The following is a 23,547-nucleotide window of genomic DNA, read 5'->3' on the forward strand; positions in this document are numbered from 1 at the left end:
AGAACTGGAAGCTGCGGCGGGCCTTGGCGCGGCCGTACTTCTTACGCTCGACCACACGGCTGTCGCGGGTCAGGAAGCCGGCTGCCTTGACGGTGCTGCGCAGCGCAGGCTCGTACTTCGAAAGTGCCTGGGCAATGCCGTGCTTGACCGCGCCGGCCTGGCCCGAAAGACCACCGCCCTTTACGGTGGCGACGACATCGTACTGGCCCTGGCGATCGGTGATCGCGAAGGGCTGGTCGATGACGAGGCGCAGCGTCGGACGTGCGAAATAGACTTCCTGGTCGCGGCCGTTGACGGTGACCTTGCCGGTGCCGGGCTTCAGCCAGACGCGCGCGGTGGCGTCCTTGCGGCGGCCGGTAGCATAGGCGCGGCCCTGCTTGTCGAGTTCCTGCTCGCGAAGGGGAACCTCGGCGGTCTTGGCGATGTCGGCTGCGTCGCCCTGGGGCGCGTCGCCGGCAATGTCCTTCAGATCGGCGAGATCGGTGACGGTGTCGTTGGTGTCAGCCATTATGCGGCAACCTTGTTCTTGCGGTTCATCGAGGCAACGTCGAGCGCTTCGGGCTTCTGGCCGTCATGCGGGTGCTCAGTGCCGGCATAGATATGCAGCGCGCGCATCTGCGCACGGCCCAGCGGGCCGCGGGGAATCATGCGCTCAACAGCCTTTTCCAGCACGCGCTCGGGGAAACGGCCGCCCAGCACCTTGGCCGGGGTGGTTTCCTTGATGCCGCCGGGGTGGCCAGTGTGCTTGTAGTAGACCTTGTCGGTCATCTTCTTGCCGGTGAACTTCACCTTGTCGGCATTGATGATGATGACGTGGTCGCCGCAATCGACGTGCGGGGTGTAGCTGGGCTTGTGCTTGCCGCGCAGGTGGTTGGCGACGATCGCAGCGAGGCGGCCGACGACGAGACCATCGGCATCGACGATGTGCCACTTCTTTTCGACCTCGGCCGGCTTGATCGACCGGGTCACCTTGGTGAGAGCCTTCATGGCTGTTTTCCGTTCCTAGTGTTCGTGCCGCCCGCGTTGGCGGCGGCGTCCATTCAGCGAATCCGGCGCAAGGCCGCATCCGCGAAGCGGGCGGCAAATGGCGATGGATGCCGCGCAAGTCAAGCAAATCCGGGCCTCCGCGAGGCGGTAAAATACCACCCCACTTACGCTGCGCTGCGGTGTTAGCGGTTCAGCGCGCCGAGCCAGGCCTGTGTTGCAGATCCCGCAGCATCGGCTTTCCAGCCGATTACTGCCGGTGCTTCGTATGGGTGCAGAACTTCGAGCCGTGCGACCGCACGCTCGAGCAGGGCGGCGTCGGTCTTGATGAGCGCGGGCACTTCCTCGCTTTCGCCCCGCTCGCCTTGCCAGGCGAACAGCGAGCGGATCGGAGCGCCAATATTGATGCAGCCGATCAGCCCCTCATCAAGCATTGCGGCGCCGACCCGCTCTGCACTCTCGGCGTCCGGAAAAGGACAGTAGATTAGCGCCGTCACGCGGGCCTGCGCCCCAGCACATGCGCTCCCCAGGCGAAGCTGACGACCAGCAGTGCCCCAACAACCTGGTGCGATACCGCAATCCATAGCGCGACGCCGGTCACTACGGTGGCGATACCGAGCAGGATTTGGGTCCCGAACGCCGAATGGATGGCAATCGAGGCTTTGCGATCGAGTGGCTTGAGTTTGCGCGCCATCACCACCAGTGCTGCCACGGCGACCCAGGCCCACCAGCGATGCAGGAAATGGACCAGGAAGGGATCGTGGGCCATCGCGTAGAACAGCCCGCGGCTATCGTCGAACTCGGGTACTACGCGGCCCTGCATAAGGGGCCATGTGTCGCTGGCGAGCCCGGCATTGAGTCCAGCTACCCACGCACCAAGCAAGAGCTGCACGAACAGGATTGCGCCAACCCAACTGGCGGTCACCGTCCAGCGTGCCGGCTTGGAATTCCCGCGCGCCAGCTGGAGCAGGTCGAGCGCAGTCCAGACCAGGCCCGCCAGGGTAATCAGAGCAGTCAGGAGGTGGATCGAGAGCCAGAAATGGCTGACATCGGTCATCGTCCCGGCAAGCCCGCTTCGAACCATGAACCAACCGAATACGCCCTGCAGCCCGCCCAATGCCAGCAATGCGACCAAGCGCGGCTTGTAGCCTTGCGGGATTGCCCGCTTGATCCAGAACCATGCCAGCGGCACGGCGAACGCCAGCCCGATGAGCCGACCCAGCAATCGGTGGAACCATTCCCAGAAGAAAATGAACTTGAAGGCTGCGAGATCCATTCCCGCGGGCCCGGTGACATTCAGATACTCGCCCGTCTGTTTGTACAGGTCGAATTCGGCCTGCCAGTCGGCCTGGGTCAGCGGCGGGATCGCCCCGCTGATCGGATTCCAGCGTGTGATCGACAGTCCGCTCTCGGTCAGTCGGGTGATTCCTCCGACCGAGACCATCAATACCACCATCGCGGCAACGATCAGCAGCCAGGTGGCCAGGGCTTTGGGGCGGACGGTTGTGGAAGAGGTCATCATCGGCGCCGATGTGCGACTGGTGACGTCGTTTCGCAAGCGCAAACCTCTGCTGCAAAGCCGCATCGCCCCGCGATAAATCGCACTTGCGTAACCCCTCGTGCCCTTGAATTATGTTACATCGTCACATAAGTCGCGTTTCGCAATGGTTGTACGTGCCATCTCTCCGATTCGCCGCAGGCTCGACCGGGCCGGGATATTCCTCTCGGGGGCCTGCGCGATCCATTGCCTGCTCTCTATCGTACTTGTTTCCGGCCTGGGCATCGGGGGTGAATTCTTCCTGTCCCCCGACATCCACCGTGTGGGGCTAGTGATTGCCACGCTGATCGCCGCGGTCGCGATCGGCTGGGGCGCGCTGCGCCATCGGGTCGCTGCACCCTTTGTCGTGGCGATGACCGGGCTGACCTTCATGGGCGGAGCGCTCGCGGTCCCGCACGGTTATGAGGAAGCGGTGCTGACGATCATCGGCGTCGCGCTGGTGTCGCTCGGGCATGTACTCAACCTGCGCCATACGCATTCCGCGACTTGCAAGGAGCGCTGCGGCGACTAAGTCGGGCCGCATGATTGCCCTTACCGTCAACGGCGAGCTTCGCCGCACCGCTGCCGCCACCATCGCCGATCTCGTGCGCGAGCTTGAACTCGATCCCGCCAAGGTTGCGGTCGAGCGCAATGGCACCATCGCACCACGGAGCGAGCTTGCGAGTCACCCGCTGGCAGAGGGCGACGTGCTGGAGATCGTGCACTTCGTCGGCGGCGGTCAGGACGACACCTGGACCGTTGCCGGGCGGACCTTTCGCAGCCGGCTCATCGTCGGCACAGGAAAGTACAAGGACTTCGCGCAGAATGCCGCGGCGCTAGAGGTTTCGGGCGCGGAGATCGTCACGGTGGCCGTCCGCCGGGTCAATGTCAGCGACCCCAGGGCACCGATGCTTACAGATTTCATCGATCCCAAGAAGGTCACATACCTTCCGAACACTGCTGGCTGTTTTACCGCCGAAGAAGCCATTCGCACGCTGCGCCTCGCACGTGAGGCCGGTGGCTGGGACTTGGTCAAGCTGGAGGTGCTGGGTGAAGCGCGGACGCTCTATCCCGATATGCGCGAGACGCTGAAGGCAACCGAGACCCTGGCGAAGGAGGGCTTCCTGCCCATGGTCTATTGTGTCGACGACCCAATCGCGGCGAAGCAACTCGAGGACGCCGGCGCAGTGGCGGTCATGCCGCTCGGTGCGCCGATTGGGTCAGGTTTGGGGATTCAGAACCGCGTGACCATTCGCCTGATTGTCGAGGGCGCCAAGGTTCCCGTCCTCGTCGATGCCGGGGTTGGAACTGCATCGGATGCAGCAGTCGCCATGGAGCTGGGCTGTGATGGCGTGCTGATGAACACCGCGATTGCCGAGGCCAAGGATCCGCTGCGGATGGCCCGCGCAATGAAGCTGGCGGTAGAGGCCGGGCGCGAGGCCTATCTTGCCGGACGCATGGGAACGCGGAAATATGCCGACCCGTCGAGCCCGCTTGCCGGTTTGATCTGAGCTTCGCTCGCTTACGACTTATTAACCATCTTCGGTGAGATTCACCCTGTTCAACGGGGGCACCGATCATGGCCGTTATGAATACCGCTACGCTGACCATCGCCGAAATGCGCGAATTTGCCGGTTTCACCGCTGCCGAACAGCGCTATATCCGCCGCAGCCTCGATATCGGACTTAGCCGTTGCGACGCCTTTCGCATCTGGGGGCGCAGCGCGGGAGAGAATGCCGCAATCCGCAGCCAGTATGTCGCCTACCAGGAACTGAAGGCGCTGCGCCATTCGGTACCGCAGACCTCTGGCTTCGATGCCATCGAAGGCTTTGTTGGCAAGCTGACCCGCGTCGCCGCCTTCGACCTCGCCCAGGAGAGGATCGAGAGCTTCTCTGCCTTTCGCTTCCTCTACGAGCGGTTGATTTCTGCCGAGGTGCGCCCCTGGCTCCCAAGCGCCTTCTGCGCTGCTGCGGCGCTCCCGCAGATACGGCCCGAACGCCGCAAGATGTTACTGCAATCGCTCAGCGAAGCTGCCGCGACCGCACCCGGCTGGTCCGATCGCGCGCCAAGTTTCTACCCCGAGTTCATCGAGAGCGAAGCGGCCTAGGATCTATACAGCCCATCAATCCGATCCGCATAGCGCTCCTTGATCTTGTGGCGGCGGATCGATTGCTTCGGGGTTAGCTCTTCATTGTCGATGGTGAAGGCTTCGTCGGCAAAGGCGAACTGGCGGATCTTCTCGACCACCGACAGGTCCTTGTTCACCCGGTCGACCGCCGTGCGCACCGCGGCGCGGAACTCGGGATCGTCCTGCAATGTCTTGAGATCGAACTTCTTGCCCTGTGCCTTGGCCCATTCGAGCGCCCATTCGGCATCGGGAACCAATAGGCCGACAATGTAGGGGCGCTTGTCACCCGCGACCATGGCCTGTGCGATCTCGGGCTGCAGCGTCAGCATGCCTTCGAGCTTCTGCGGCGCGACATTGTCGCCCTTGTCGTTGACGATCATGTCCTTCTTGCGATCGGTGATCACGATCCGACCCTTGTCGTCCAGATGGCCGATATCGCCCGTGTGCAGCCAGCCATCGACGATCGTCCGCGCGGTTTCGGCATCGTTTCGCCAATAGCCATGCATCACCAGTTCGCCGCGACACAGGATCTCGCCATCTTCGGCGATCTTGATCTCGACCCCGCGCATCGGCGGGCCGACCGTGTCCATCTTGAGGCCCGCCTTGGGCCGGTTGCAACTGATCACAGGACCGGCTTCGGTCTGGCCATAGCCTTGCAGCATGGTCAGGCCCATCGACTGGAAGAACACGCCGACATCGGGGTTGAGCGGCGCACCGCCCGATACCATTGCCTTGATGCGCCCGCCGAACCGTTGGCGAATCTTGGGCTTGAGCAGCCGGCCCACGAGGAGATCCTTGGCGCCATCGCCAAACTTGCTGGCGCCGGCCGCCTTGCGCTCGCCTACGCTCAGTGCCGTGTTCATCAGCTTCTCGGCCAAGCCGCCCTGCTTCTCGATCTGTTTCATGATGCGTGCACGCAGCACTTCGAACAGGCGAGGCACGACCACCATGATCGTCGGTCGCGTATCCTCGATATTGCTGGCGAGTTTCTCGAGGCCTTCTGCGTAATAGATCTGCGCCCCGACCGAGATCGGCAGGAACTGCCCTCCGGTATGCTCATAGGCGTGGCTTAGTGGGAGAAACGAGAGGAAACGCTCGTCATCGGCGATCCCGAAATCCTCGATCAGGATGTCGGCCGCGCCGGCTACATTGCAAAGGATCGCGCCATGATGCTGCAACACGCCGCGTGGAGCCCCGCCGGTGCCGCTGGTATAGATGATGCAGGCGGTGTCTTCGCGCTTGATCCCCGCGATGCGTGCTTCGACAGCCGCCCGGGCCGCGCTTGCATCTCCTTGGAGCATGGTCGCCCAATGGTGAAACTCGAAGCTGCCCGACTGGTGGCGCTTGAGATCGTCGATCCCGATAACGTGTTCCGCGACGCCTGACGCCTGCAGCGCCCCGTGAAGTGGTTTCAACAGCTTCTCGTTCGCGACGATCACCGCGCGCGCGCCCGAATTGTCGAGAATATGGACATGGTCGCGTTCGGTATTGGTCACATAGGCGGGAACGGTGATGCAGCCTGCCGCCATGATCGCCAGGTCGGCAATGCACCATTCGGGCCGGTTCTCGGACACCAGGCATACGCGATCGCCATCCTTGAGACCCAGCCCGCGCAAGCTTTCCGCCAGCAGGCAAACGCGCTCCGCGGTCTCGCCCCAACTTATGGTCTTCCACTGGCCGTCGATGCGCGCGCCCAGGAACGGCTTGTCGGCCCGGGAATCCGCCCGCTTCAGAAAGAGTTCGACGAGATTGTTAGCCGAGTCGATATCGGTCAGCACGGCAGGCTCCTCAACGCGATTTGTGTTCTGTATTCAGATATTGTCGCGAGGCTTAGGTCGCCTGCGCCGCAGCGGCAAGCACCTTGGTTGCCGGTCTGCACGGCGTTGCCAGCGACTGGGGGTCTGCCTAAGGATGGCGCATATGACCCTGAACCGCATTTGTGCCGCTCTGGCATCGCTCGCCCTGTTATCCTGCGCGCCGGTGGATGCGCCCTTGGCGAGCGCGCCACCATCGCCAGCCACTCAGACTCTGGTTGAGCCCTTTGTCATTGCGGCCAATCCGCTGGCGGCGCAGGCCGGGATGGAGGTGCTCGACCGGGGTGGTAGTGCAGCTGACGCCGCATTGGCCGTTCAGGCAATGCTGTCGCTGGTGGAACCCCAGTCTTCCGGTATGGGGGGCGGCGCGTTCCTCAATTACTTTGACGCGTCCACCGGCACGGTAACCATCTACGATGGCCGCGAAACCGCGCCTGCCCAGGCCACCCGCGCGCTGTTCCTCGATAACGCAGGACAGCCACTGGGCTTCCGCGAAGCGGTCGTGAGCGGGCGCGCGACTGGCGTACCCGGCGCGGTAGCGGCGCTGGCCCTGCTCCACAGCGAACACGGCAGCCTGCCCTGGGACGGCCTGTTCTCCGCGGCGATCGCCACGGCGGAGGAGGGCTTCATCGTCAGCCCGCGCCTCGGCAAGTTCCTGCAGGCTCCATTCCCGCAATTGTCTGTACCCGATGCGCAGGCCTATTTCTCGCGCCCGGATGGGTCCCGCCTGCAGGTCGGCGACAGGCTGAAGAACCCCGACTACGCCGATTTTCTGCGCCGACTTTCCAGCGACGGCACGGATGCGCTCTATCGCGGCAGCACGGCTGCGAAGATCGTCCAGCGAACCCGCAGCGCCCCCCTGGGCGGGTCGATGACGATGGAGGACCTTGCAGCCTATCGCCCGGTCAAACGCGAGCCGGTGTGCCATCCCTGGCGCAGCTACAAGGTCTGCGCACCGCCCCCGCCGTCGAGCGGGGCGGCCCTGCTCGAACTGCTCTCGCTGCTCGAGCGGACCGACATCGCGACCCGCGGGCCCGACGACCCGCAGGCATGGTTCCTCTTCACTGAAGCAAGCCGGCTGATGTACGCCGACCGCGATGCCTATTTTGGTGATGGCGATTTCGTTGACGTTCCGGTCGCCGGGCTCCTCGACAAGGGTTATCTCGATCGTCGCGCAGCACTGATCGGCAAAACGGCGGCCCCTGCGGTGGCGCCAGGCAAGCCAGCCGGCGCGCCATTGGCGATGGCTGATCTCACGCGTGAGCCCGCCGGTACATCACACTTCATCGTTCGCGATGCGCAAGGCAATGTGCTGTCGATCACCACCACGGTCGAATCGATTTTCGGCACTGGCCGGATGGTCGATGGCTTCTTCCTCAACAACCAGCTGACCGACTTTGCTTTCAACCCGCTGCAGCCCAATGGGTCAGCGGCGCCGAATGCCGTGGCGCCCGGCAAGCGCCCGCGGTCCTCGATGACCCCGCTAGTGCTGATCGACAGCCAGGGGAACTTTGCGGGGGCGATCGGATCGGCCGGAGGCAATTCGATCTTGGCCTATGTCGCCAAGTCACTGGTAGCGGCGGTCGACTGGGGCCTGCCGATGCAGGATGCGCTGGCGCAGCCCAACCTGGTTGCGCGTGGCGATCGACCCATGGGCGAAGTCGGCAAGTTCCCGGCGGGGGTTCTCGAAGGTCTCAGGTTGCGCGGGATCAACCTTGTCCCAGGCCAGGGTGAGGATTCCGGCGTGCACGGGGTGCTGATCCGCGATGGCAAGGTCGACGGCGGCTATGACCCGCGGCGCGAAGGCGTGGTGTTGGTCGGGAAACCCTAGACCTCGGTTCCGACCGCTTCGGCGATCGATGAAAACCCGTCGCGACACATCAGCCGCTCCAGGCCGCGCAGGATGCGACGGGGCAGGGCGGGGCCTTCGAAAACCATCGCGCTGTAAAGTTGCACCAGGCTGGCTCCCGCACGAATGCGCGCCCAGGCATCCTCCGCCGAGCCGATACCGCCCACACCGATCAGCGGAATATCCCCACCGGTCGCCCTGCGAAAATCGCGGATCCGCTGCTGTGCCAGGTCGCGCAAGGGGGCACCGGAAAGCCCGCCCGTTTCACTGCGCTTGTCCGACCGCAGGTTGGGGCGCGAAATTGTCGTGTTCGACACGATCAGGGCGCCGAGGCCCTTTTCCAGGGCAATGCGCGCGATCGCATCGATGTCGGCAGGCTCGAGATCGGGTGCAACTTTGAGGAATACGGGCGGGCCTTGTACTCCGCGGGCCTCAAGTACGGCATCGAGCAGGCTGGTGAGCGCCGATTCGTCCTGCAAGGCGCGCAGTCCCGGTGTGTTGGGGCTGGAAATGTTGACCGCGAGATAGGAGGCGAGCGGAGCCATGATCCGGGTCATGGTGACGTAATCGGCAATCCGATCGGCGCTGTCCTTGTTCGCCCCGATATTGATCCCGACCACGCCGGGGCGCCCGGACCGGGCGGCCAGCCGCTGCCGTGCGACTTCAGCTCCGCCATTATTGAAGCCCATGCGGTTGATGACGCCACGATCTTCGATCAGGCGAAATAGGCGCGGTTTGGGATTCCCTGCCTGCGGCAATGGAGTGATCGAACCGACCTCCGCAAAACCGAAGCCGAGACCCAGCAACTGGTCCGGGACCTCGGCATCCTTGTCGAAGCCGGCCGCCATGCCAAGGGGGTTGGGGAATGCGATTCCTGCAACCTGGGTGGCCAGCGGACCGGGGGTAGCCGGCACCCTTAGCGGCGAGAGCGCCAGAGTGCGTACTGTCAGACGGTGGGCGCGCTCCGGATCAAGCGCGAACAGGGCCGGACGGGCGAGGTCGAACAGCATGCCATGGCCTATGGCCGAGCGCTCTCGCGCTGTCGAGGCGCACCGCTTTTCTTGCCATGAGGGGGTGTTGTTGCGCTGCAACACTAGCGGAATTTCCGAAACTGTCGCTTGCATACAATCAACTGTAACAGACTCGGTCTATCACAGTCTTGCGACCCGAAGGGCTCGGAGCAGTCTTGCGACGAGTTCTCGACTTCAAAGGGCGGCTCTCAATGGGCCGCCCTTTTTTTATTCTGCCTTCAATTGCTTTGCGTCACTTTTTGCTGGTTGTATCGCGCCGATGGCGTATTTGTACAATCCGCATGACAGAACACAATAGGGGTGGTGATTTGTCTGGATTGCCAGAGGGTGACGATCCTCATTCATTCAAATTCATAGCGGCGCCGAGCGATCTCGAGCCCTACCTCAACTCGCTCTACATCTGGCGGAGCGAACCCGAAGAACTTGACGACTACCTTCCGGCCTACTCCGGGCAAATGACGGCCTTTGTGCAGGGATCAGGCCGGATGGCCTTCGACGATGGCGAAGTGGGTGAGACCTGCGATGCCTTTTTTCTGGCCCCATTGTGTGAAGCGCGTGAGTTCAAGGTTAGCGGACCGGCATGCATGTTCGGTGTTTCGCTGAACTTTCGTGGATGGGCCGCGCTAAGCGGCCTGCCAGTCAACGAACATCACGATCGGTTCCTTGCCCCCGAGATGGTCCTGGGCGAAGCCCTGGCCGAAGAGTTTCGCGGCCTGGCGCCGCGTTGGCGCGCGGGTGAACTGGATGACACGCAATTGCTTGATGCGATGGTGGGAATCGTCCGGCGCGGCCTGTCCCAACTGCCGCCAGCGCATGCCCAGGTAATTGATCGGACACTGGAATGGCTATCGAGTTCCTTCAGGCCCGATCTTGAAGAGCTCTACGAGACCTTGCCCTATTCGCGCCGCCAGGTGCAGCGACTGGTCGCCCAGTTCTTCGGTCAGTCGCCGGTGCGGCTGGTTCGCCGCTATCGCGCGGTGCGCGCGGCAACCCTGTTGTCACTGCCCAAGCTGCCGGAAGAGATCGAGGCTGATATCCGCGAGGCGTTCTATGACCAGGCACACCTGATCAAGGAGATTCGCTTCTTCACCGGGCGTACGCCGCGCCGCTTACTGCCTGAGGCGCATTCTCCGATCACGGAAATGCTTGGTCCCGAAGGTTATGACTCGGTCGACCTGTTCGGTGGCGGCGAGGCCCAGCAATTGGGTCGCGATCCGTTGGATCGGTGAGGTTTGCTAACGACTCGCAATAAGGCGAATCACGTTGAAATGCCGGTTTTGCGCGCCTAGCTGACCAATCGGAACGAAATGGTCCGATTAAAGCATGCGCCTGTCCAACCTTGCCGATTACGCCGTCGTCACGATGAGCGCCGCGGCCCGCCATTGCGGCGGGGGGCGGACCAGTGCGGCCGAACTGGCGGCGGAGACCGGCCTGCCGGTGCCCACCGTGCAAAAGCTGGTGAGCAAACTCTCGGCGGCCGGACTCCTGCGCTCAACCCGTGGAACCGGTGGGGGATTGCAGCTGGCTCGCCCCGCGGCGGCGATCACCGTCGCCGACATCGTAGAGGCGGTGGAAGGACCGATTGCGCTTACCGCCTGCGTGGAAGGCGCGGAGTGTTCCGTGGAGCATGAATGTTCGGTCAGGCCGCACTGGCCGGTAGTCAACGAAGCATTGCGCGGCGCGCTGGCGGCGATCCCGCTGACGCAGCTGGCGCGAATCGAAGAAGTGGCATGAGCGAAGAACTCGAAATCCAGGATCGCGACGCTCGTGAAGCCGCCGCCAAGGCGGCCGATTACGAACACGGCTGGTCGGCCGACATCGAAACCGAGTTCGCCGAGAAGGGCCTGAGCGAAGACACCGTCCGCTTCATCAGCGCCAAGAAGGGCGAGCCCGAGTGGATGCTCGAATGGCGGCTAAAGGCCTTCCGCCTGTGGCAGGACATGGAAGAGCCCGATTGGGCCAAGCTCGGCTATCCACCGATCGATTACCAGGACGCCTATTATTACGCCGCGCCGAAGAAGAAGCCGACGCTGGCGAGCCTCGATGAGCTCGATCCCGATATCAAGGCGGTCTACGACAAGCTGGGCATTCCCGTGGCGGAACAGGAAGTGCTCGCCGGGGTGGAAGGCGCGCGCAAGGTTGCGGTGGATGCGGTGTTCGACAGCGTCAGTGTCGCCACCACCTTCCGCGAGGAGCTCAAGCGCGCTGGCGTGATCTTCCTCTCGATCAGCGAGGCGGTGAAGGAATATCCCGAGCTGGTGCAGAAGTGGCTCGGCAAGGTCGTGCCGCAGCACGACAACTTCTTCGCCACGCTCAACAGTGCGGTCTTCTCCGACGGAACCTTCGTCTACGTGCCCGAGGGCGTGCGCTGCCCGATGGAGCTGAGCACCTATTTCCGCATCAATGCCGAGAATACCGGCCAGTTCGAGCGTACGCTGATCATTGCCGAAAAGGGCGCCTACGTCAGCTATCTCGAAGGCTGCACCGCGCCGATGCGCGACGAAAACCAGCTCCACGCCGCGGTGGTCGAGCTTGTCGCGCTCGAGGATGCCGAGATCAAATATTCGACCGTGCAGAACTGGTATCCCGGCAATGCCGAGGGTGTGGGCGGGATCTACAATTTCGTCACCAAGCGCGGGCTGTGCCAGGGCGCGCGCAGCAAGATCAGCTGGACCCAGGTGGAAACCGGCAGCGCGGTGACCTGGAAATACCCCAGCTGCGTACTCAATGGCGAGGACAGCGTGGGCGAGTTCTACTCGGTCGCGGTGACCAACAATTTCCAGCAGGCCGATACCGGCACCAAGATGATCCACAACGGCAAGGGCAGTCGCTCGACGATCATCTCCAAGGGCATTTCGGCGGGCAAGAGCAACAACACCTACCGCGGGCTGGTGCGTGTCGCCGCCAATGCCGATGGCGTGCGTAATTTCACCCAGTGCGACAGCCTGCTGCTGGGCGACAAATGCGGTGCGCACACCGTGCCCTATATCGAGGTCAAGAACCCGAGCGCGCAGATCGAGCACGAGGCGACCACCAGCAAGATCAGCGACGACCAGCTGTTCTACGCAATGCAGCGCGGGCTGGACGAGGAAGAGGCGGTGGCGCTGATCGTCAACGGCTTCGCCAAGGATGTGTTGAAGGAACTGCCGATGGAGTTTGCTGTCGAAGCGCAGAAGCTGCTGGCGATCAGCCTGGAAGGATCTGTCGGGTGAGCGAAAAGAAGACCCTAAAGCTTAAAGCTCCCTCGGAGACTGCCGACGAGAGCCTCGCGCTCAAGAAGAAGGGGCGCGGGTGGGAGATCTCGGAGAAGCGGCTCGACGCGCTGCATGATCGTGCGCGCGATATGCGGCGACATTCGACCCCAGCGCACAAGGCGCTGGCAGCGAAGTTCGCCGAGGCCGACATGGGTCGCTACAAATTTACTCGCCATGCGGTGGTCGGCAGTGCGATCGTCGATCTCAACTGCCACAACCTTGGCCTGGCGATCATGATCGACGAGGACGAGCAGGACGAGGCACTCGCCAAGCGCCGCGACAAGAGCCTCGAGGCGGTCGGTATCCGCGTCGAGCGCGTGGCCGCCGCCGATATCCTCGAGAACATGGACGATGTCCTCCAGCGCCTCACTATCGCGATGCGCGAGTGCATCGCCGAACGCAAAGAGAAGGCCCGCGCCCACGCCGCGGCCAATCCCAAGCAACATTATTCGCGGCCCCGAAACGCCACTGGCCGCAAGCCGGCGTCACGCAGGAAAGACTGATGCTCGAAATTACCGATCTCCACGCGACTGTCGCTGACAAGCCGATCCTCAAGGGCCTCTCGCTCACCGTTGCCGCGGGCGAGGTGCACGCGATCATGGGCCCCAACGGCGCGGGCAAATCGACGCTCGCCTATGTGCTCGGCGGTCGCCCGGGCTATGAAGTGACCGGCGGCAGCGTTCGCTTCATGGGCGAAGACCTGCTGGCGATGGACCCGCACGAGCGCGCGGCAGCGGGGCTGTTCCTCGGCTTCCAGTACCCGGTCGAGATCCCCGGCGTCTCGAACCTCCAGTTCCTGCGCGAGGCACTCAATTCGCAGCGCAAGCAGCGCGGCGAGGAGCCGCTGACCGGCGGCGAATTCCTCAAGCTCGCGCGCGAAAAAGCGGCGCTGCTCAAGCTCGACCCCGAGATGCTCAAGCGTCACGTCAATGTCGGCTTTTCGGGTGGCGAGAAGAAGCGTGCCGAGATGGTCCAGATGGGCATCCTCGATCCGAAGTTCGCCGTGCTCGATGAGACCGACAGCGGCCTCGACATCGATGCCCTGCGCATCGTGGGCGAAGGGATCAACGCGATCATGCGCGATCCCGTAAAGGGCGTGCTGCTGATTACCCACTACCAGCGCCTTCTCGATGTAGTGAAGCCCGATCGGGTCAGCGTGCTTGCGGCGGGTCGCATCGTCCAGACCGGTGGTCCCGATCTCGCACTGCGGCTCGAGAACGAAGGGTATGACGCGGTGATGGCTGATGCCTGAAGCGGCCGAACTTCCCACCCGGCGCGAGGAGGCGTGGCGCTATTCCGCGGTCGATCGCCTGCGTGGTGCGGTGCTCGATGATTGGCGCGTGATCGAAGTGGGTGCGGGCGAATCCTTCCGTGACTGCCTGGTCATTGCGGACGGGAGCGAGACCAAGCCAACCGAACTGCACCGCTGGCGCGTCAGCGTGGGCGAAGGCGCGACTTGCGAACTCTTCGCCGTGCTTTCTTCCGCCGAATATGCGCGGCTCGAGATCGAGGTCACCTTGGCCAAGGGGGCCCATTTCGAGCTGGGCGGGATCACCGTAGGTGGACGCGAGACGGTGCGCGAATTCGTCACCCGTGTGGTTCATGCGGAACCCCATGCCACGAGCAACCAGACCGTCCGCGCGGTCCACTGGGGCCACGGCACGGGCAATTTCCTGGGCAATATCGATGTCGTGCGCTACGCGCAGAAGACCGATGCGGCGCAGGACTTCAAAGGCCTGTTGCTCGAGAAGGGTGCGAGCGTGAATGCCGTACCGCAGCTCGAGATCTTCGCCGACGACGTGAAGTGTGCGCATGGCGCCAGTATCGGCCAGCTCGATGAAACGGCGCGTTTCTACATGGCTGCGCGGGGGCTCGCGCCCGATCTCGCCCGGCGACTGCTGGTCCAGGCTTTCCTCGGCGATGCGCTGGTTGCGCTCGACGATGAGGAACGGCGCGATGCGATGATGCAGGTCGCGCTCGACAAGGTGGACAAGGCGCTGTGAGCGGCACTGCCACCCTGACCCGCAAGGCGGATTTCCCCGGTCTGCTGATGCCGGATGGTGCACCGTGGCATTATTTGGATACGGCGGCGACGGCGCAGAAGCCGCAGGCGGTGATCGATGCGATGACCCATGCCTTGGGTCGCGATTATGCCACCGTACACCGCGGGGTCTATTCGCGTTCGGCGCAGATGACGCTCGCCTATGAGGCTGCGCGCAAGCGCGTTGCCGATTTCATCGGCGCGAAGAGCGAGAACGAGGTGGTCTTCGTGCGCGGTGCGACCGAGGCGATCAATCTTGTCGCGCAGACCTGGGGCGTAACGCAAATCGGCCCGGGCGACCGCATCGTCCTTTCGACGCTCGAGCACCACTCGAACATCGTTCCCTGGCAGATGCTGGCAGAACGCACCGGGGCGCAGATCGATGTTTGCCCGCTGACCGAGGATCACCGCATCGACCTCGGTGCGCTCGAGGCACTGCTGACGCCGCGGACCAGGCTGGTCGCGCTGGCGCACGTCTCGAACGTGCTCGGCAGCGTGCTCGATGCGCGCGTGGCGGCGGACCTTGCCCATTCGGTCGGGGCGAAACTGCTGCTCGACGGCTGCCAGGCCGCTCCGCGCATGGTACTCGACATGGCGGCGCTCGATTGCGATTTCTACGCCTTCTCGGGCCACAAGCTCTACGGGCCGACCGGGGTCGGTGTGCTATGGGCGCGCGAAGAGATTCTCGATGCCATGCCCCCGTGGCAGGGCGGCGGCTCGATGATCGAACGTGTTACCTTCGAGAAGACCACCTATGCCCCGCCGCCGCAGCGCTTCGAAGCGGGTACTCCGATGATCACCGAGGTGATCGCGCTCCAAGCTGCCATCGACTATGTCGATGCACTCGGTCCCGAAGCGCTGTTCGCGCATGAGGCGGCCTTGGCGACGACATTGCGTGGCGAGCTGCGCAATCTCAATTCGGTGACCTTGTTCGGACCCGAGGATAGCGCCGGAATCGTCAGTTTCGCCTTGCAGGGCGTGCATCCGCACGACCTCGGCACCATATTGGATGAAGAGAATGTGGCGATCCGCGCCGGGCACCATTGCGCACAGCCGCTGATGGATCACCTCAGCGTCCCCGCCACCGCCCGGGCGAGCTTCGGGCTCTATTCGGACGAAAGCGATATCGCTGCGCTGCTGCGCGGCATCGAACGTACCCAGAGGATCTTCGGGTGAGCGAGGATATGGACAGTAACAGCTTTGATTCCGGCGCGGCCACCGCCAAGCCGCCGCGGGCACGCGTCGAGGATGCGGTGGATGAGAGCCCGCGCGAGACGATGGAGCGCAAGCGCGATTATCTTGAAGGTTTTCTCCAGAAGAAGCCCGAGAACCTGCCGTCCGGCGCGCCAGGAGGCGAACTTTACGAGGCGGTCGTCGCTGCGCTCAAGGAGATCTACGACCCGGAAATCCCGGTGAATATCTACGATCTCGGGCTGATCTACGGGGTAGAGGTGACCGCCGACGCCGATGTGTCGATCACCATGACGCTGACTACGCCGCATTGCCCGGTCGCCGAGAGCATGCCGGGCGAAGTCGAGCTGCGCGCGGCGAGCGTGCCCGGCGTACGCGATGCCGAAGTGAATCTGGTCTGGGATCCGCCATGGGGCCCGGACAAGATGACTGATGAGGCCCGCCTCGAACTGGGGATGTTATGAGCTCTCTCGCGCCTTCACTCACGGTTTCGTCGGCCGATTACGCTGACCCTTCGGATGGGGCGACCATCGTCGCATTGCTCGACGCCTATGCCCGCGATCCAATGGGAGGCGGCGAGCCGCTGCCCGAGCGTACCCGCGTCGGCCTGGTCGCAGGACTTGCCGCGACTCCTGGAGCATTCTCCCTCGTCGCGCGGATTGGCGGTGAGCCTGTCGGCCTCGCCAATTGCTTCATGGGGTATTCGACCTTCGCCGCTTCGCCCCTGGTAAACATCCACGATATGGTCGTGCTACCCGGTCACCGCGGCGCGGGCATCGGTCGCGCCCTGATGGCGGCGATCGAGGCCGAGGCCTTGAAGCGCGGCGCCTGCAAGATCACATTGGAAGTGTTGAGCGGTAACGAAACCGCCAAAGGCCTCTACCGCTCGTGCGGGTATGGCGACTACGAACTTGATCCTGTGCAAGGTCACGCATTGTTCTGGCAGAAGAAGCTGACATGACCGAAATGAAAACCAGGCGTGAAATCCCGGCAGCCGTCATCCTGACGGCGGGCGCCGAGGCTCGTATCGCCGAGTTGATGGCCAAAGCCCCGGCAGAAGCTATCGGTGTGAAGCTGTCGACGCCACGCCGCGGCTGTTCGGGGCTCGCCTATTCGGTCGATTACGTCAGCGAGGAAGCCAAGTTCGACGAGAAGATCGAGACACCGGGAGGCACTTTCTACATCGACGGTGCCAGCGTGCTCTATCTCGTCGGCAGCACGATGGACTGGGTCGAAGACGATTTCACCGCTGGCTTCGTGTTCGACAACCCCAACGCAAAAGGGGCGTGCGGCTGCGGCGAGTCCTTTATGGTCTGAGCGCGCCGCCGCTCCGGCCTATTCCTCGGCAAGGAAATCCAGTAGCGCCCGTTCGAACTCGTCGACCTGGCCATCTGCCTCGATCTGCGCGTCCAGCCATTCGCGTTCCGAATGCGTGACTTCATGCGCTGCGGCGACTGCCGCTTCGCGCGAGCTTTCCGAACCCTTGCGCCCGAACACCACGCCAAAGGCGTTGGGCGAACTCTTGGCCATGCGGCCGAGGAGGCGGCCGAAGCTGACCGAGGTATCGTTCATGAAAGCCTGCAATTCCTGGGCGCGTTCGCGGCTGATTTGCGCATCGGGATCGCTGTAGCCCCGCAGGTAATTGGCGATGCCCTGTACAAACAGCTGCTTCCACTCCGGGGCATTTTCCGCCCCCAGCGTCGCGTCCTTCAGGCGGAACAGCATTTCGGCTTCATTGCGGCCAACAGCTGCGGGGCGCTCGCTCGCGGGTGCAAAGATTGCACGGCGAAGCAGCCTCGCTTCGGTAGCGTTGACGTTTCCTGCCTCGAGCGCACCGCCGTCGCGGGTCGGCCCAACCCCTTCCAGCACAGCGCGTTCGACCTGACGCAGGGCATAGTCCTTCAGCGCGACTGGTACATTTTCTGCGCGTTCGAATACGCGAACCAGCAGTTCAAGTTCGGCCATGGAGCAAAGCACGCCATCGGAATCGATCTGGGCCATCAGCCAGTTCGCGTTCTCGGCATCGACGAAGCCCTTCGGCGCGCGCTGGTTGACGACATACTCGACCAGGGCCTCGACGAAGAAATCGACCCATTCGGTCGTTTTCGACAGAATCGTGTCGTTGAGCGCGAAGATCGCTTCGGCTTCGCTCTGCGAAATGTGACCGTCCGGCCACGCCTCACGCCGCAATGCAAGTACTTCGTCGCTCGTTATTACGCCGTCTGCGCCGACTTTCTTCGCCAGCTCGCTGAAGTGCACGCTCATTGTCGCCAAGTCCCGAATTGTAGATCGGAAAGGCGTAGAACAGTAAGCTTAAGAGCGCCCTAACGCCGCCGCAGCGCGGCAACGCAGGCCGCCCGATCGACATCGAGCCCATCGCTAGCCCGTCGAGCATCGACATAGGTCGCGCTGGGTTCAGCCCTGGGCGCCAGGGGGTAGAGGAAGACGTCGAGCACGCAGGCCTCGCCCGCGAACTGGAGCTTGCGTGCATCGCCCTCTTTCACCGATAGGCGCGGAGGGCCGAATATGTTGGCTAGGGCGGTTTCGTTCTTGCCGATGATACCTTCGAGCCCGGGCATCGATATGACCCGGGGTGCGCGGAACGCGCCGCTCGATGGTGCAGGGCGGACAACCTGCGGGGGCGGGGTGGCCGGGCGAGAGACGTTGCCTTGCGATGTCGGCCGGTTTGGCGTGGGGATCGCCGATGTGGCGCAGGCTGCCAACAATGGCAGCATCAGCAGGATTGCACTACGCATCGACTGCTTTCTCCTTCGCGCGATGCGTAACGCGACTTCGCTAAACCCATGGCAATGGTGCAGCCGTGCCATATGCTTTGGCTCATTCCCCCCTGGGAAAGCCGGATAGCGGACCTGGCCAATGGGAACGCCGATGGCGCGGTGAAGCGTCGTCATATGCCGAGCGCCTTGCGCGGGGAGGTGGGCCAAGTCAACGCCGCCCTTGGCCAACACTCGTTGAACGGGTAACGGCGCCCGACACAATGAGAATCCCCCTCCCTGGAGTACCCATGACCGAACCCCGTTACGACGTCATCGCCATCGGCAACGCCATCGTCGATGTGATGTCACCCTGCACCGACGAACTGATCGAGGAGCTAGGCCTCGCCAAGGGGGGGATGACGCTGGTTGATACAGACCGTGCGCGCGAACTTTACGAGGCGATGGGGCCGGCCCGCGAGATTTCGGGCGGCTCGGCCGCGAACACGCTGGCTGGCATGTCTGCGCTGGGCGCACAGTGTGCCTTCATCGGCCAGGTTGCCAAGGACCAGCTGGGCGATGTCTTCAGCCACGATATCCACGCCGTCGGGATCGATTTCGATACGCCCGCCCGCGAAGGAGAACCGCCGACCGCGCGCTGCCTGATCTTCGTCACGCCCGATGGCGAGCGGACGATGAACACTTTCCTTGGCGCCAGTCAGTTCCTGCCGCCGGCCGCGCTGGATGACGAGCTGATCGCCAGCGCCAGCATCCTCTATCTCGAAGGCTATCTGTGGGATCCCGAAGAACCGCGCAGCGCCATGCGTCGCGCAATTGAGGTGGCGCGCGCGGCCGGGCGAAAGGTGGCTTTCACGTCGAGCGAAAGCTTCGTGATCGATCGCCATGGCGACGACTTCCGCGCCCTGATCGAAGAGGGGCAGATCGATATCCTCTTCGTCAACGAACATGAACTCGCTTCGTTGACCGGCGAGAAAGACTTCGAAACCGGCGTCGCTGCGGTAGCAGGCAAGGTGCCGGTGCTGGTCGCAACGCGCAGCGCCAAGGGCGCAATCGCCATTGCCCATGGGGAGCGCGCCGAAGTCGCGGCCGAACCGGTCGATCGCGTGGTCGATACCACCGGTGCGGGCGACCTCTTCGCCGCGGGCTTCCTCACCGGCCACGCGCGCGGCGAGAGCCTCGAGCGGTGCTTGCGCATGGGTGCCATCTGCGCAGCAGAGATCATCAGCCACTACGGTGCACGTAGCGAGGCCGACCTTAAGGCGCTGGTGGCGACGAAGCTGGGCTGACTGCGCCCTAATAGATCGACTTTTCGTAATTCGGATCGCGCAACCGCAGCATGTGGCGTGCGATCGTATCGACTTGTTCCCGGTTGAGGCGGAAGTTCATGTCTTCCGGGTAATTGTGCGCGTCAGTCAGCCAGATGGCCAGTGTCTCATTGGTCAGGCCCGGGCTATTGGCAATGTCGGTAAAAGGCGGAGATTTCGGGTTGGGCGAGACTCCAGGTGGGGTGACCGCGTGACAATCGCCGCATGCCTGCTGTGCAAAGGAGAGATCGGATTGCGCATCGGTGCCGCCCTGCTCCGGAAGAATCGGCCCCTGCGCCGACGCGATCGGGGTGGCCCCATACGAACTGGTCGTACAGGCTGCCGCTAATGTGAGCAGAGACGCAAGGAGGGGGAGTGAACTGACAGGACTGTTCGACATACCCGAATCGTGCGCCTGCAATGCCCCTTCGATCAATGGAAACCTGCTACCCTCGCTCCCGGCGGACCTCGCGCTGGCCGATATCGCGGCGGCAGAAGCCTTCAGGGAAGGCAATCGCGTCGAGCGCGGCATAGGCCTTGCGTTGCGCCTCGGTTGCGCTGGCGCCCTTGGCCGTGACATTGAGGACGCGACCGCCGCTGGCGACAAGTTGCCCATCATCGAGGGCGGTGCCTGCGTGGAAAACCTTGGCGCCTGCTGCCTCGGCATCGCCAAGGTAGATCGCGCCGCCCTTTTTCGGCGTGCCGGGATAGCCATCTGCCGCCATCACCACGGTCAGCGCGAACTCATCCGCAAGCCTGGGTGGTGCGATGTTGCCCAACCGCCCCTGGGCACAGGCGAGCATCAGTTCGACGAGGTCGCTTTCGAGCCGCATCATCAGCACCTGGCATTCAGGATCGCCGAAACGCGCATTGTATTCGATCAGCTGCGGGCCGTCCCTGGTCAGCATCAGCCCGGCATAGAGGACGCCCGAATAGGGCATGCCTTCCTCGCGCATCGTGCGCACCGTCGGCTCAACGATCTCGCGCATCACTTGCGCCTGGAGCGCTTCGCTCAGCACCGGTGCAGGGGAATAGGCGCCCATGCCGCCGGTGTTGGGCCCGGTGTCGCCGTCGCCAACACGCTTGTGATCCTGTGCCGTGCCGATCGGAACGATCGCGGTCCCGTCGGTCAGCGCGAAGAAGCTGGCTTCCTCGCCGGTAAGGAACTCCTCGATCACCACTTCGCTGCCGGCGCTGCCGAACTGGCCGCCGAACATGTCGTTCAGGGCCTCCTGCGCCTCCTCGCGGGTCTCGGCGATGACCACACCCTTGCCCGCTGCCAGGCCGTCTGCCTTGAGCACGAAAGGCGGGTCGAAGCGCTTGAGCTTGCCCCAGGCCTGCTCGAGCGAGTTGCAGCGTTCATAGCGCGCCGTCGGGATCCCGGCGCGCTTGCAAAGCTCCTTGGTGAAGCCCTTGCTCCCCTCGAGTTGCGCGGCCTGCTTCGACGGCCCGAAGGTATCGATGCCCGCGGCGCGCAGCGAATCGGCGAGCCCGTCGACCAGCGGTGCCTCAGGTCCAATCACGACGAGGCCGATTGCATGGCTGCGGCAGAAATCGATCACTGCCGCATGGTTGGTCGCATCGAGATCGACGCATTCCGCTTCCTGCGCGATGCCGGGGTTGCCCGGGGCGGCCCACAGTTTGTCGCACATCGGCGATTGCGCCAGCTTCCACGCCAGCGCATGTTCGCGGCCGCCGCTGCCCAGCAGAAGGATATTCATGGCCAAGGTTCCCACCCCTTACGATGACGATATTGATGACGGTGAAGGGCTGGTAGCGAAGGGGCGCGCCGGGGACAACGCCGCGCCGCTGACGATCAGCGAAATCTCGCAATTGCTCAAGCGGACGGTCGAGGATCGCTTCGGCTTCGTCCGGTTGCGGGGCGAGCTTTCGGGGGTCAAGCGTGCGGCTTCGGGTCACTTCTATTGCGCGCTCAAGGATGAGGGCGCGGTGCTCGATGGCGTCATGTGGCGCGGAAATGCCGAACGACTCCCGTTTCGACCGGAAGACGGGCTGGAAGTGGTCGCGACGGGCAAGCTGACCACCTATCCGGGGCGTTCGAAGTACCAGATCGTGATCGACCGGATGGAGCTGGCGGGCGAAGGGGCATTGCTGGCGCTGCTCGAGAAGACCAAGGCGCGGCTGGCGGCAGAGGGGCTGTTCGATGCGGAACGCAAGCGGGCACTGCCATATCTGCCGCGTACGATCGGCGTGGTTACCTCGCCCACGGGGGCAGTAATCCGCGATATCCTGCATCGGCTGGCAGACCGCTTTCCCAGCCGGGTGATTGTCTGGCCCGTGCTGGTGCAGGGCCAAGGAGCGGCGGAGCAAGTTGCGGGGGCGGTGCGGGGTTTTTCTGCCTTGCCGCAGGATCATGCCGACCGTCCCGACCTGGTGATCGTTGCGCGGGGCGGCGGCTCGATCGAGGATCTTTGGAGTTTCAACGAGGAAGTTGTCGTCCGCGCGATCGCCGAATCTTCGATCCCGACGATCAGTGCGGTCGGGCACGAAACCGACACGACCCTGGCCGATTTCGCAGCCGACCGTCGTGCACCCACGCCGACAGCCGCAGCGGAAATGGCGGTGCCGGTGCGCGCTGAACTGGCGGCCACGCTGAAGGATTTCGGTGCGCGTAAGGAGCGGGCGATCCTGCGCCCGGTACAATTGGGGCGCGAGCGGCTGGAAGTTCGGGCACAACGCCTGCCGCGACCGGAGGAATTGCTCCAGCCGCAAGCGCAGGCGCTTGACGAGGTTTCCGAACGGCTCAGGCGCGGGTTGATGGACAGCGCAGCACAGGGACGCGAGCGGCTCGGCCAGCTGCGCCTCTCGCCCTCGGTGCTTGAGCGCGGGTTGCGCGATGCAGCGCGGGCTCTGGCAGGGCAAAGGCTTGTTCCAGCCTTGGTTGAGCGTCCGCTGGCGGAACGGCGCGAGCGGCTCGCCGCATTGGCGCGACTGGCCGATACGCTGCACCCCGACCGGCCGCTTGCGCGCGGATATGTTCGTGTGGTTGCGCCCGACGGGCGGACACTGACGGACAGGGCCGATGCGGTGAAGGAGCCGGCACTGACGCTCAAGTTCCGCGATGGCGATCTCGCGGTTTCAACCGGCGGCACACCGCCGCCCGCGTCGCCGCGCAAGCCGCGGCCGGCTGGAACTCCGCCGCGTCAGGATGATTTGTTCGGCTGAGCCGTAGGTGCTAAGATAGTCAAATGCTGATGAACAAGAATTCGACACCTTCGGGCGGCGAGGCGCGTCTGCACTATGGTCCGGGCGGCTTTCGTGTGCTGCGCGCGGGCCAATACGTTGTGTGTGCGATGAGCGGCGTGCCGATCGCACTGGAAGAGCTGCGCTACTGGTCGGTCGAATACCAGGAACCCTATGCCACACCGCTACTTGCGACCGAGCGACTGAAACCGTGAAGTGGGGCCGGGTCGCGCCGCTCCTGCCGATAGTTGTCCTACTGGCCTGTACCCCTTCGGGTAAGCAAGTCGAAGTGGCGGCGGAGCGCGTCGTCGCCAGTGTAACGCAGCCTGAAACCACGCCAAGTGCCACGAAACAGCCAGCTGCCTTCACGATCGAAGGCGAGCTGACGCAAGGCGGCTGGATCCGCGGTGTGGCACCGGCCGGTACGGCGTCGCTGACGCTTGGCGACCAGCCACTGGCAATCGACCAGATAGGG

Annotated in this window: 27 protein-coding genes and 1 pseudogene; 18 read left to right on the forward strand and 10 right to left on the reverse strand. The window is 63.8% G+C overall.

Annotated features, from left to right (window positions below):
- The 4 genes from rpsI to AAFM29_RS12595 all read right to left on the reverse strand — a co-directional run.
- On the reverse strand, positions 1–508 hold a 508-nt coding region (gene rpsI / locus AAFM29_RS12580), incomplete at its 3' end, for a 30S ribosomal protein S9 (RefSeq protein WP_341713147.1).
- Positions 508–987 (reverse strand): 50S ribosomal protein L13, encoded by a 480-nt coding sequence (rplM, locus tag AAFM29_RS12585; protein WP_341713148.1) that lies wholly within the window; start codon positions 985–987, stop codon positions 508–510. The genes rpsI and rplM, both read right to left, overlap by 1 nt.
- 182 nt (positions 988–1,169) lie before the next feature.
- Positions 1,170–1,481: a divalent-cation tolerance protein CutA gene (cutA, locus tag AAFM29_RS12590; RefSeq protein WP_341713149.1), complete on the reverse strand. Its 312-nt coding sequence runs from the start codon at positions 1,479–1,481 to the stop codon at positions 1,170–1,172.
- On the reverse strand, positions 1,478–2,506 hold the full coding sequence (locus tag AAFM29_RS12595) for a COX15/CtaA family protein (protein WP_341713150.1): 1,029 nt from the start codon (positions 2,504–2,506) through the stop codon (positions 1,478–1,480). Before AAFM29_RS12595 ends, cutA begins: the two co-directional genes overlap by 4 nt.
- 142 nt (positions 2,507–2,648) lie before the next feature.
- Between AAFM29_RS12595 and AAFM29_RS12600 the strand changes: the two genes are divergently transcribed.
- From AAFM29_RS12600 to AAFM29_RS12610, 3 genes are all read left to right on the forward strand, one after another.
- Positions 2,649–3,053 (forward strand): MerC domain-containing protein, encoded by a 405-nt coding sequence (locus AAFM29_RS12600; protein WP_341713151.1) that lies wholly within the window; start codon positions 2,649–2,651, stop codon positions 3,051–3,053.
- Positions 3,054–3,063: 10 nt separating this feature from the next.
- A complete protein-coding gene (gene thiS, locus AAFM29_RS12605; protein WP_341713152.1) occupies positions 3,064–4,032 on the forward strand; it encodes a sulfur carrier protein ThiS in 969 nt (322 codons plus the stop codon).
- A 68-nt stretch (positions 4,033–4,100) separates the two neighbouring features.
- Positions 4,101–4,628 (forward strand): hypothetical protein, encoded by a 528-nt coding sequence (locus AAFM29_RS12610; RefSeq protein ID WP_341713153.1) that lies wholly within the window; start codon positions 4,101–4,103, stop codon positions 4,626–4,628.
- Here AAFM29_RS12610 and AAFM29_RS12615 read toward each other — a convergent pair.
- Positions 4,625–6,427 (reverse strand): long-chain fatty acid--CoA ligase, encoded by a 1,803-nt coding sequence (locus tag AAFM29_RS12615; RefSeq protein ID WP_341713154.1) that lies wholly within the window; start codon positions 6,425–6,427, stop codon positions 4,625–4,627. The genes AAFM29_RS12610 and AAFM29_RS12615 overlap by 4 nt on opposite strands.
- A gap of 142 nt (positions 6,428–6,569) precedes the next feature.
- Between AAFM29_RS12615 and AAFM29_RS12620 the strand changes: the two genes are divergently transcribed.
- Complete coding sequence (locus AAFM29_RS12620; RefSeq protein WP_341713155.1) at positions 6,570–8,294, forward strand: gamma-glutamyltransferase family protein; 1,725 nt, start codon at positions 6,570–6,572, stop codon at positions 8,292–8,294.
- Here the strand turns inward: AAFM29_RS12620 and AAFM29_RS12625 are convergent.
- The gene (locus AAFM29_RS12625; RefSeq protein ID WP_341713156.1) at positions 8,291–9,322 is read right to left on the reverse strand and encodes a quinone-dependent dihydroorotate dehydrogenase; all 1,032 of its coding nucleotides are present in this window, start codon (positions 9,320–9,322) and stop codon (positions 8,291–8,293) included. The genes AAFM29_RS12620 and AAFM29_RS12625 overlap by 4 nt on opposite strands.
- A 302-nt stretch (positions 9,323–9,624) precedes the next feature.
- Between AAFM29_RS12625 and AAFM29_RS12630 the strand changes: the two genes are divergently transcribed.
- The 10 genes from AAFM29_RS12630 to AAFM29_RS12675 all read left to right on the forward strand — a co-directional run bounded on the left by AAFM29_RS12630 (position 9,625) and on the right by AAFM29_RS12675 (position 17,146).
- Positions 9,625–10,572, forward strand: coding sequence for a hypothetical protein (locus tag AAFM29_RS12630; RefSeq protein ID WP_341713157.1), 948 nt, complete (start codon positions 9,625–9,627; stop codon positions 10,570–10,572).
- Positions 10,573–10,666: 94 nt separating this feature from the next.
- The gene (locus tag AAFM29_RS12635) at positions 10,667–11,077 is read left to right on the forward strand and encodes an SUF system Fe-S cluster assembly regulator (protein WP_341713158.1); all 411 of its coding nucleotides are present in this window, start codon (positions 10,667–10,669) and stop codon (positions 11,075–11,077) included.
- The gene (gene sufB, locus AAFM29_RS12640; RefSeq protein WP_341713159.1) at positions 11,074–12,555 is read left to right on the forward strand and encodes a Fe-S cluster assembly protein SufB; all 1,482 of its coding nucleotides are present in this window, start codon (positions 11,074–11,076) and stop codon (positions 12,553–12,555) included. Before AAFM29_RS12635 ends, sufB begins: the two co-directional genes overlap by 4 nt.
- On the forward strand, positions 12,552–13,100 hold the full coding sequence (locus AAFM29_RS12645; protein WP_341713160.1) for a DUF559 domain-containing protein: 549 nt from the start codon (positions 12,552–12,554) through the stop codon (positions 13,098–13,100). Before sufB ends, AAFM29_RS12645 begins: the two co-directional genes overlap by 4 nt.
- Positions 13,100–13,849: a Fe-S cluster assembly ATPase SufC gene (gene sufC / locus AAFM29_RS12650; RefSeq protein ID WP_341713161.1), complete on the forward strand. Its 750-nt coding sequence runs from the start codon at positions 13,100–13,102 to the stop codon at positions 13,847–13,849. Before AAFM29_RS12645 ends, sufC begins: the two co-directional genes overlap by 1 nt.
- Positions 13,842–14,600 (forward strand): SufD family Fe-S cluster assembly protein, encoded by a 759-nt coding sequence (locus tag AAFM29_RS12655; protein WP_341713162.1) that lies wholly within the window; start codon positions 13,842–13,844, stop codon positions 14,598–14,600. The genes sufC and AAFM29_RS12655 overlap by 8 nt, the downstream gene beginning before the upstream one ends.
- Positions 14,601–14,647: 47 nt before the next feature.
- Positions 14,648–15,814, forward strand: a complete 1,167-nt coding sequence (locus tag AAFM29_RS12660) for a cysteine desulfurase (RefSeq protein ID WP_371830746.1) — start codon at positions 14,648–14,650, stop codon at positions 15,812–15,814.
- Between the two features lie 8 nt (positions 15,815–15,822).
- Complete coding sequence (locus tag AAFM29_RS12665; RefSeq protein ID WP_341713176.1) at positions 15,823–16,293, forward strand: SUF system Fe-S cluster assembly protein; 471 nt, start codon at positions 15,823–15,825, stop codon at positions 16,291–16,293.
- The gene (locus AAFM29_RS12670) at positions 16,290–16,790 is read left to right on the forward strand and encodes a GNAT family N-acetyltransferase (RefSeq protein ID WP_341713164.1); all 501 of its coding nucleotides are present in this window, start codon (positions 16,290–16,292) and stop codon (positions 16,788–16,790) included. Before AAFM29_RS12665 ends, AAFM29_RS12670 begins: the two co-directional genes overlap by 4 nt.
- The gene (locus tag AAFM29_RS12675; protein ID WP_341713165.1) at positions 16,787–17,146 is read left to right on the forward strand and encodes an iron-sulfur cluster assembly accessory protein; all 360 of its coding nucleotides are present in this window, start codon (positions 16,787–16,789) and stop codon (positions 17,144–17,146) included. Before AAFM29_RS12670 ends, AAFM29_RS12675 begins: the two co-directional genes overlap by 4 nt.
- An 18-nt stretch (positions 17,147–17,164) precedes the next feature.
- Here the strand turns inward: AAFM29_RS12675 and AAFM29_RS12680 are convergent, their stop codons facing one another.
- Both AAFM29_RS12680 and AAFM29_RS12685 read right to left on the reverse strand, forming a co-directional pair.
- Positions 17,165–18,094: a hypothetical protein gene (locus AAFM29_RS12680; RefSeq protein WP_341713166.1), complete on the reverse strand. Its 930-nt coding sequence runs from the start codon at positions 18,092–18,094 to the stop codon at positions 17,165–17,167.
- Positions 18,095–18,153: 59 nt separating this feature from the next.
- Positions 18,154–18,585 carry a hypothetical protein gene (locus tag AAFM29_RS12685; protein WP_341713167.1) on the reverse strand — a complete coding sequence of 144 codons (432 nt, stop codon included), beginning with the start codon at positions 18,583–18,585 and terminating at the stop codon, positions 18,154–18,156.
- Positions 18,586–18,854: 269 nt separating this feature from the next.
- On the opposite strand from AAFM29_RS12685, the gene AAFM29_RS12690 reads away from it, so the two are divergent.
- Positions 18,855–19,850 (forward strand): adenosine kinase, encoded by a 996-nt coding sequence (locus AAFM29_RS12690; RefSeq protein WP_341713168.1) that lies wholly within the window; start codon positions 18,855–18,857, stop codon positions 19,848–19,850.
- 7 nt (positions 19,851–19,857) lie between these two features.
- On the opposite strand, the gene AAFM29_RS12695 is transcribed toward AAFM29_RS12690, so the two are convergent.
- The gene (locus AAFM29_RS12695; protein WP_341713169.1) at positions 19,858–20,304 is read right to left on the reverse strand and encodes a hypothetical protein; all 447 of its coding nucleotides are present in this window, start codon (positions 20,302–20,304) and stop codon (positions 19,858–19,860) included.
- Between the two features lie 10 nt (positions 20,305–20,314).
- On the reverse strand, positions 20,315–21,589 hold the full coding sequence (gene purD, locus AAFM29_RS12700) for a phosphoribosylamine--glycine ligase (RefSeq protein ID WP_341713170.1): 1,275 nt from the start codon (positions 21,587–21,589) through the stop codon (positions 20,315–20,317).
- Between purD and xseA the strand changes: the two genes are divergently transcribed.
- The 3 genes and pseudogenes from xseA to AAFM29_RS12715 form a co-directional block, all read left to right on the forward strand.
- Positions 21,588–23,054 carry an exodeoxyribonuclease VII large subunit gene (xseA, locus tag AAFM29_RS12705; RefSeq protein ID WP_341713171.1) on the forward strand — a complete coding sequence of 489 codons (1,467 nt, stop codon included), beginning with the start codon at positions 21,588–21,590 and terminating at the stop codon, positions 23,052–23,054. The two genes, purD and xseA, sit on opposite strands and share 2 nt — an antisense overlap.
- Positions 23,055–23,077: 23 nt before the next feature.
- Complete coding sequence (locus tag AAFM29_RS12710) at positions 23,078–23,287, forward strand: DUF2093 domain-containing protein (protein WP_341713172.1); 210 nt, start codon at positions 23,078–23,080, stop codon at positions 23,285–23,287.
- Positions 23,284–23,547, forward strand: a pseudogene (locus tag AAFM29_RS12715) (hypothetical protein); the annotation flags it as partial. The gene AAFM29_RS12710 and the pseudogene AAFM29_RS12715, both read left to right, overlap by 4 nt.

This window comes from Erythrobacter sp., assembly GCF_038133525.1.
In the GTDB taxonomy this organism is placed as follows: domain Bacteria; phylum Pseudomonadota; class Alphaproteobacteria; order Sphingomonadales; family Sphingomonadaceae; genus Qipengyuania.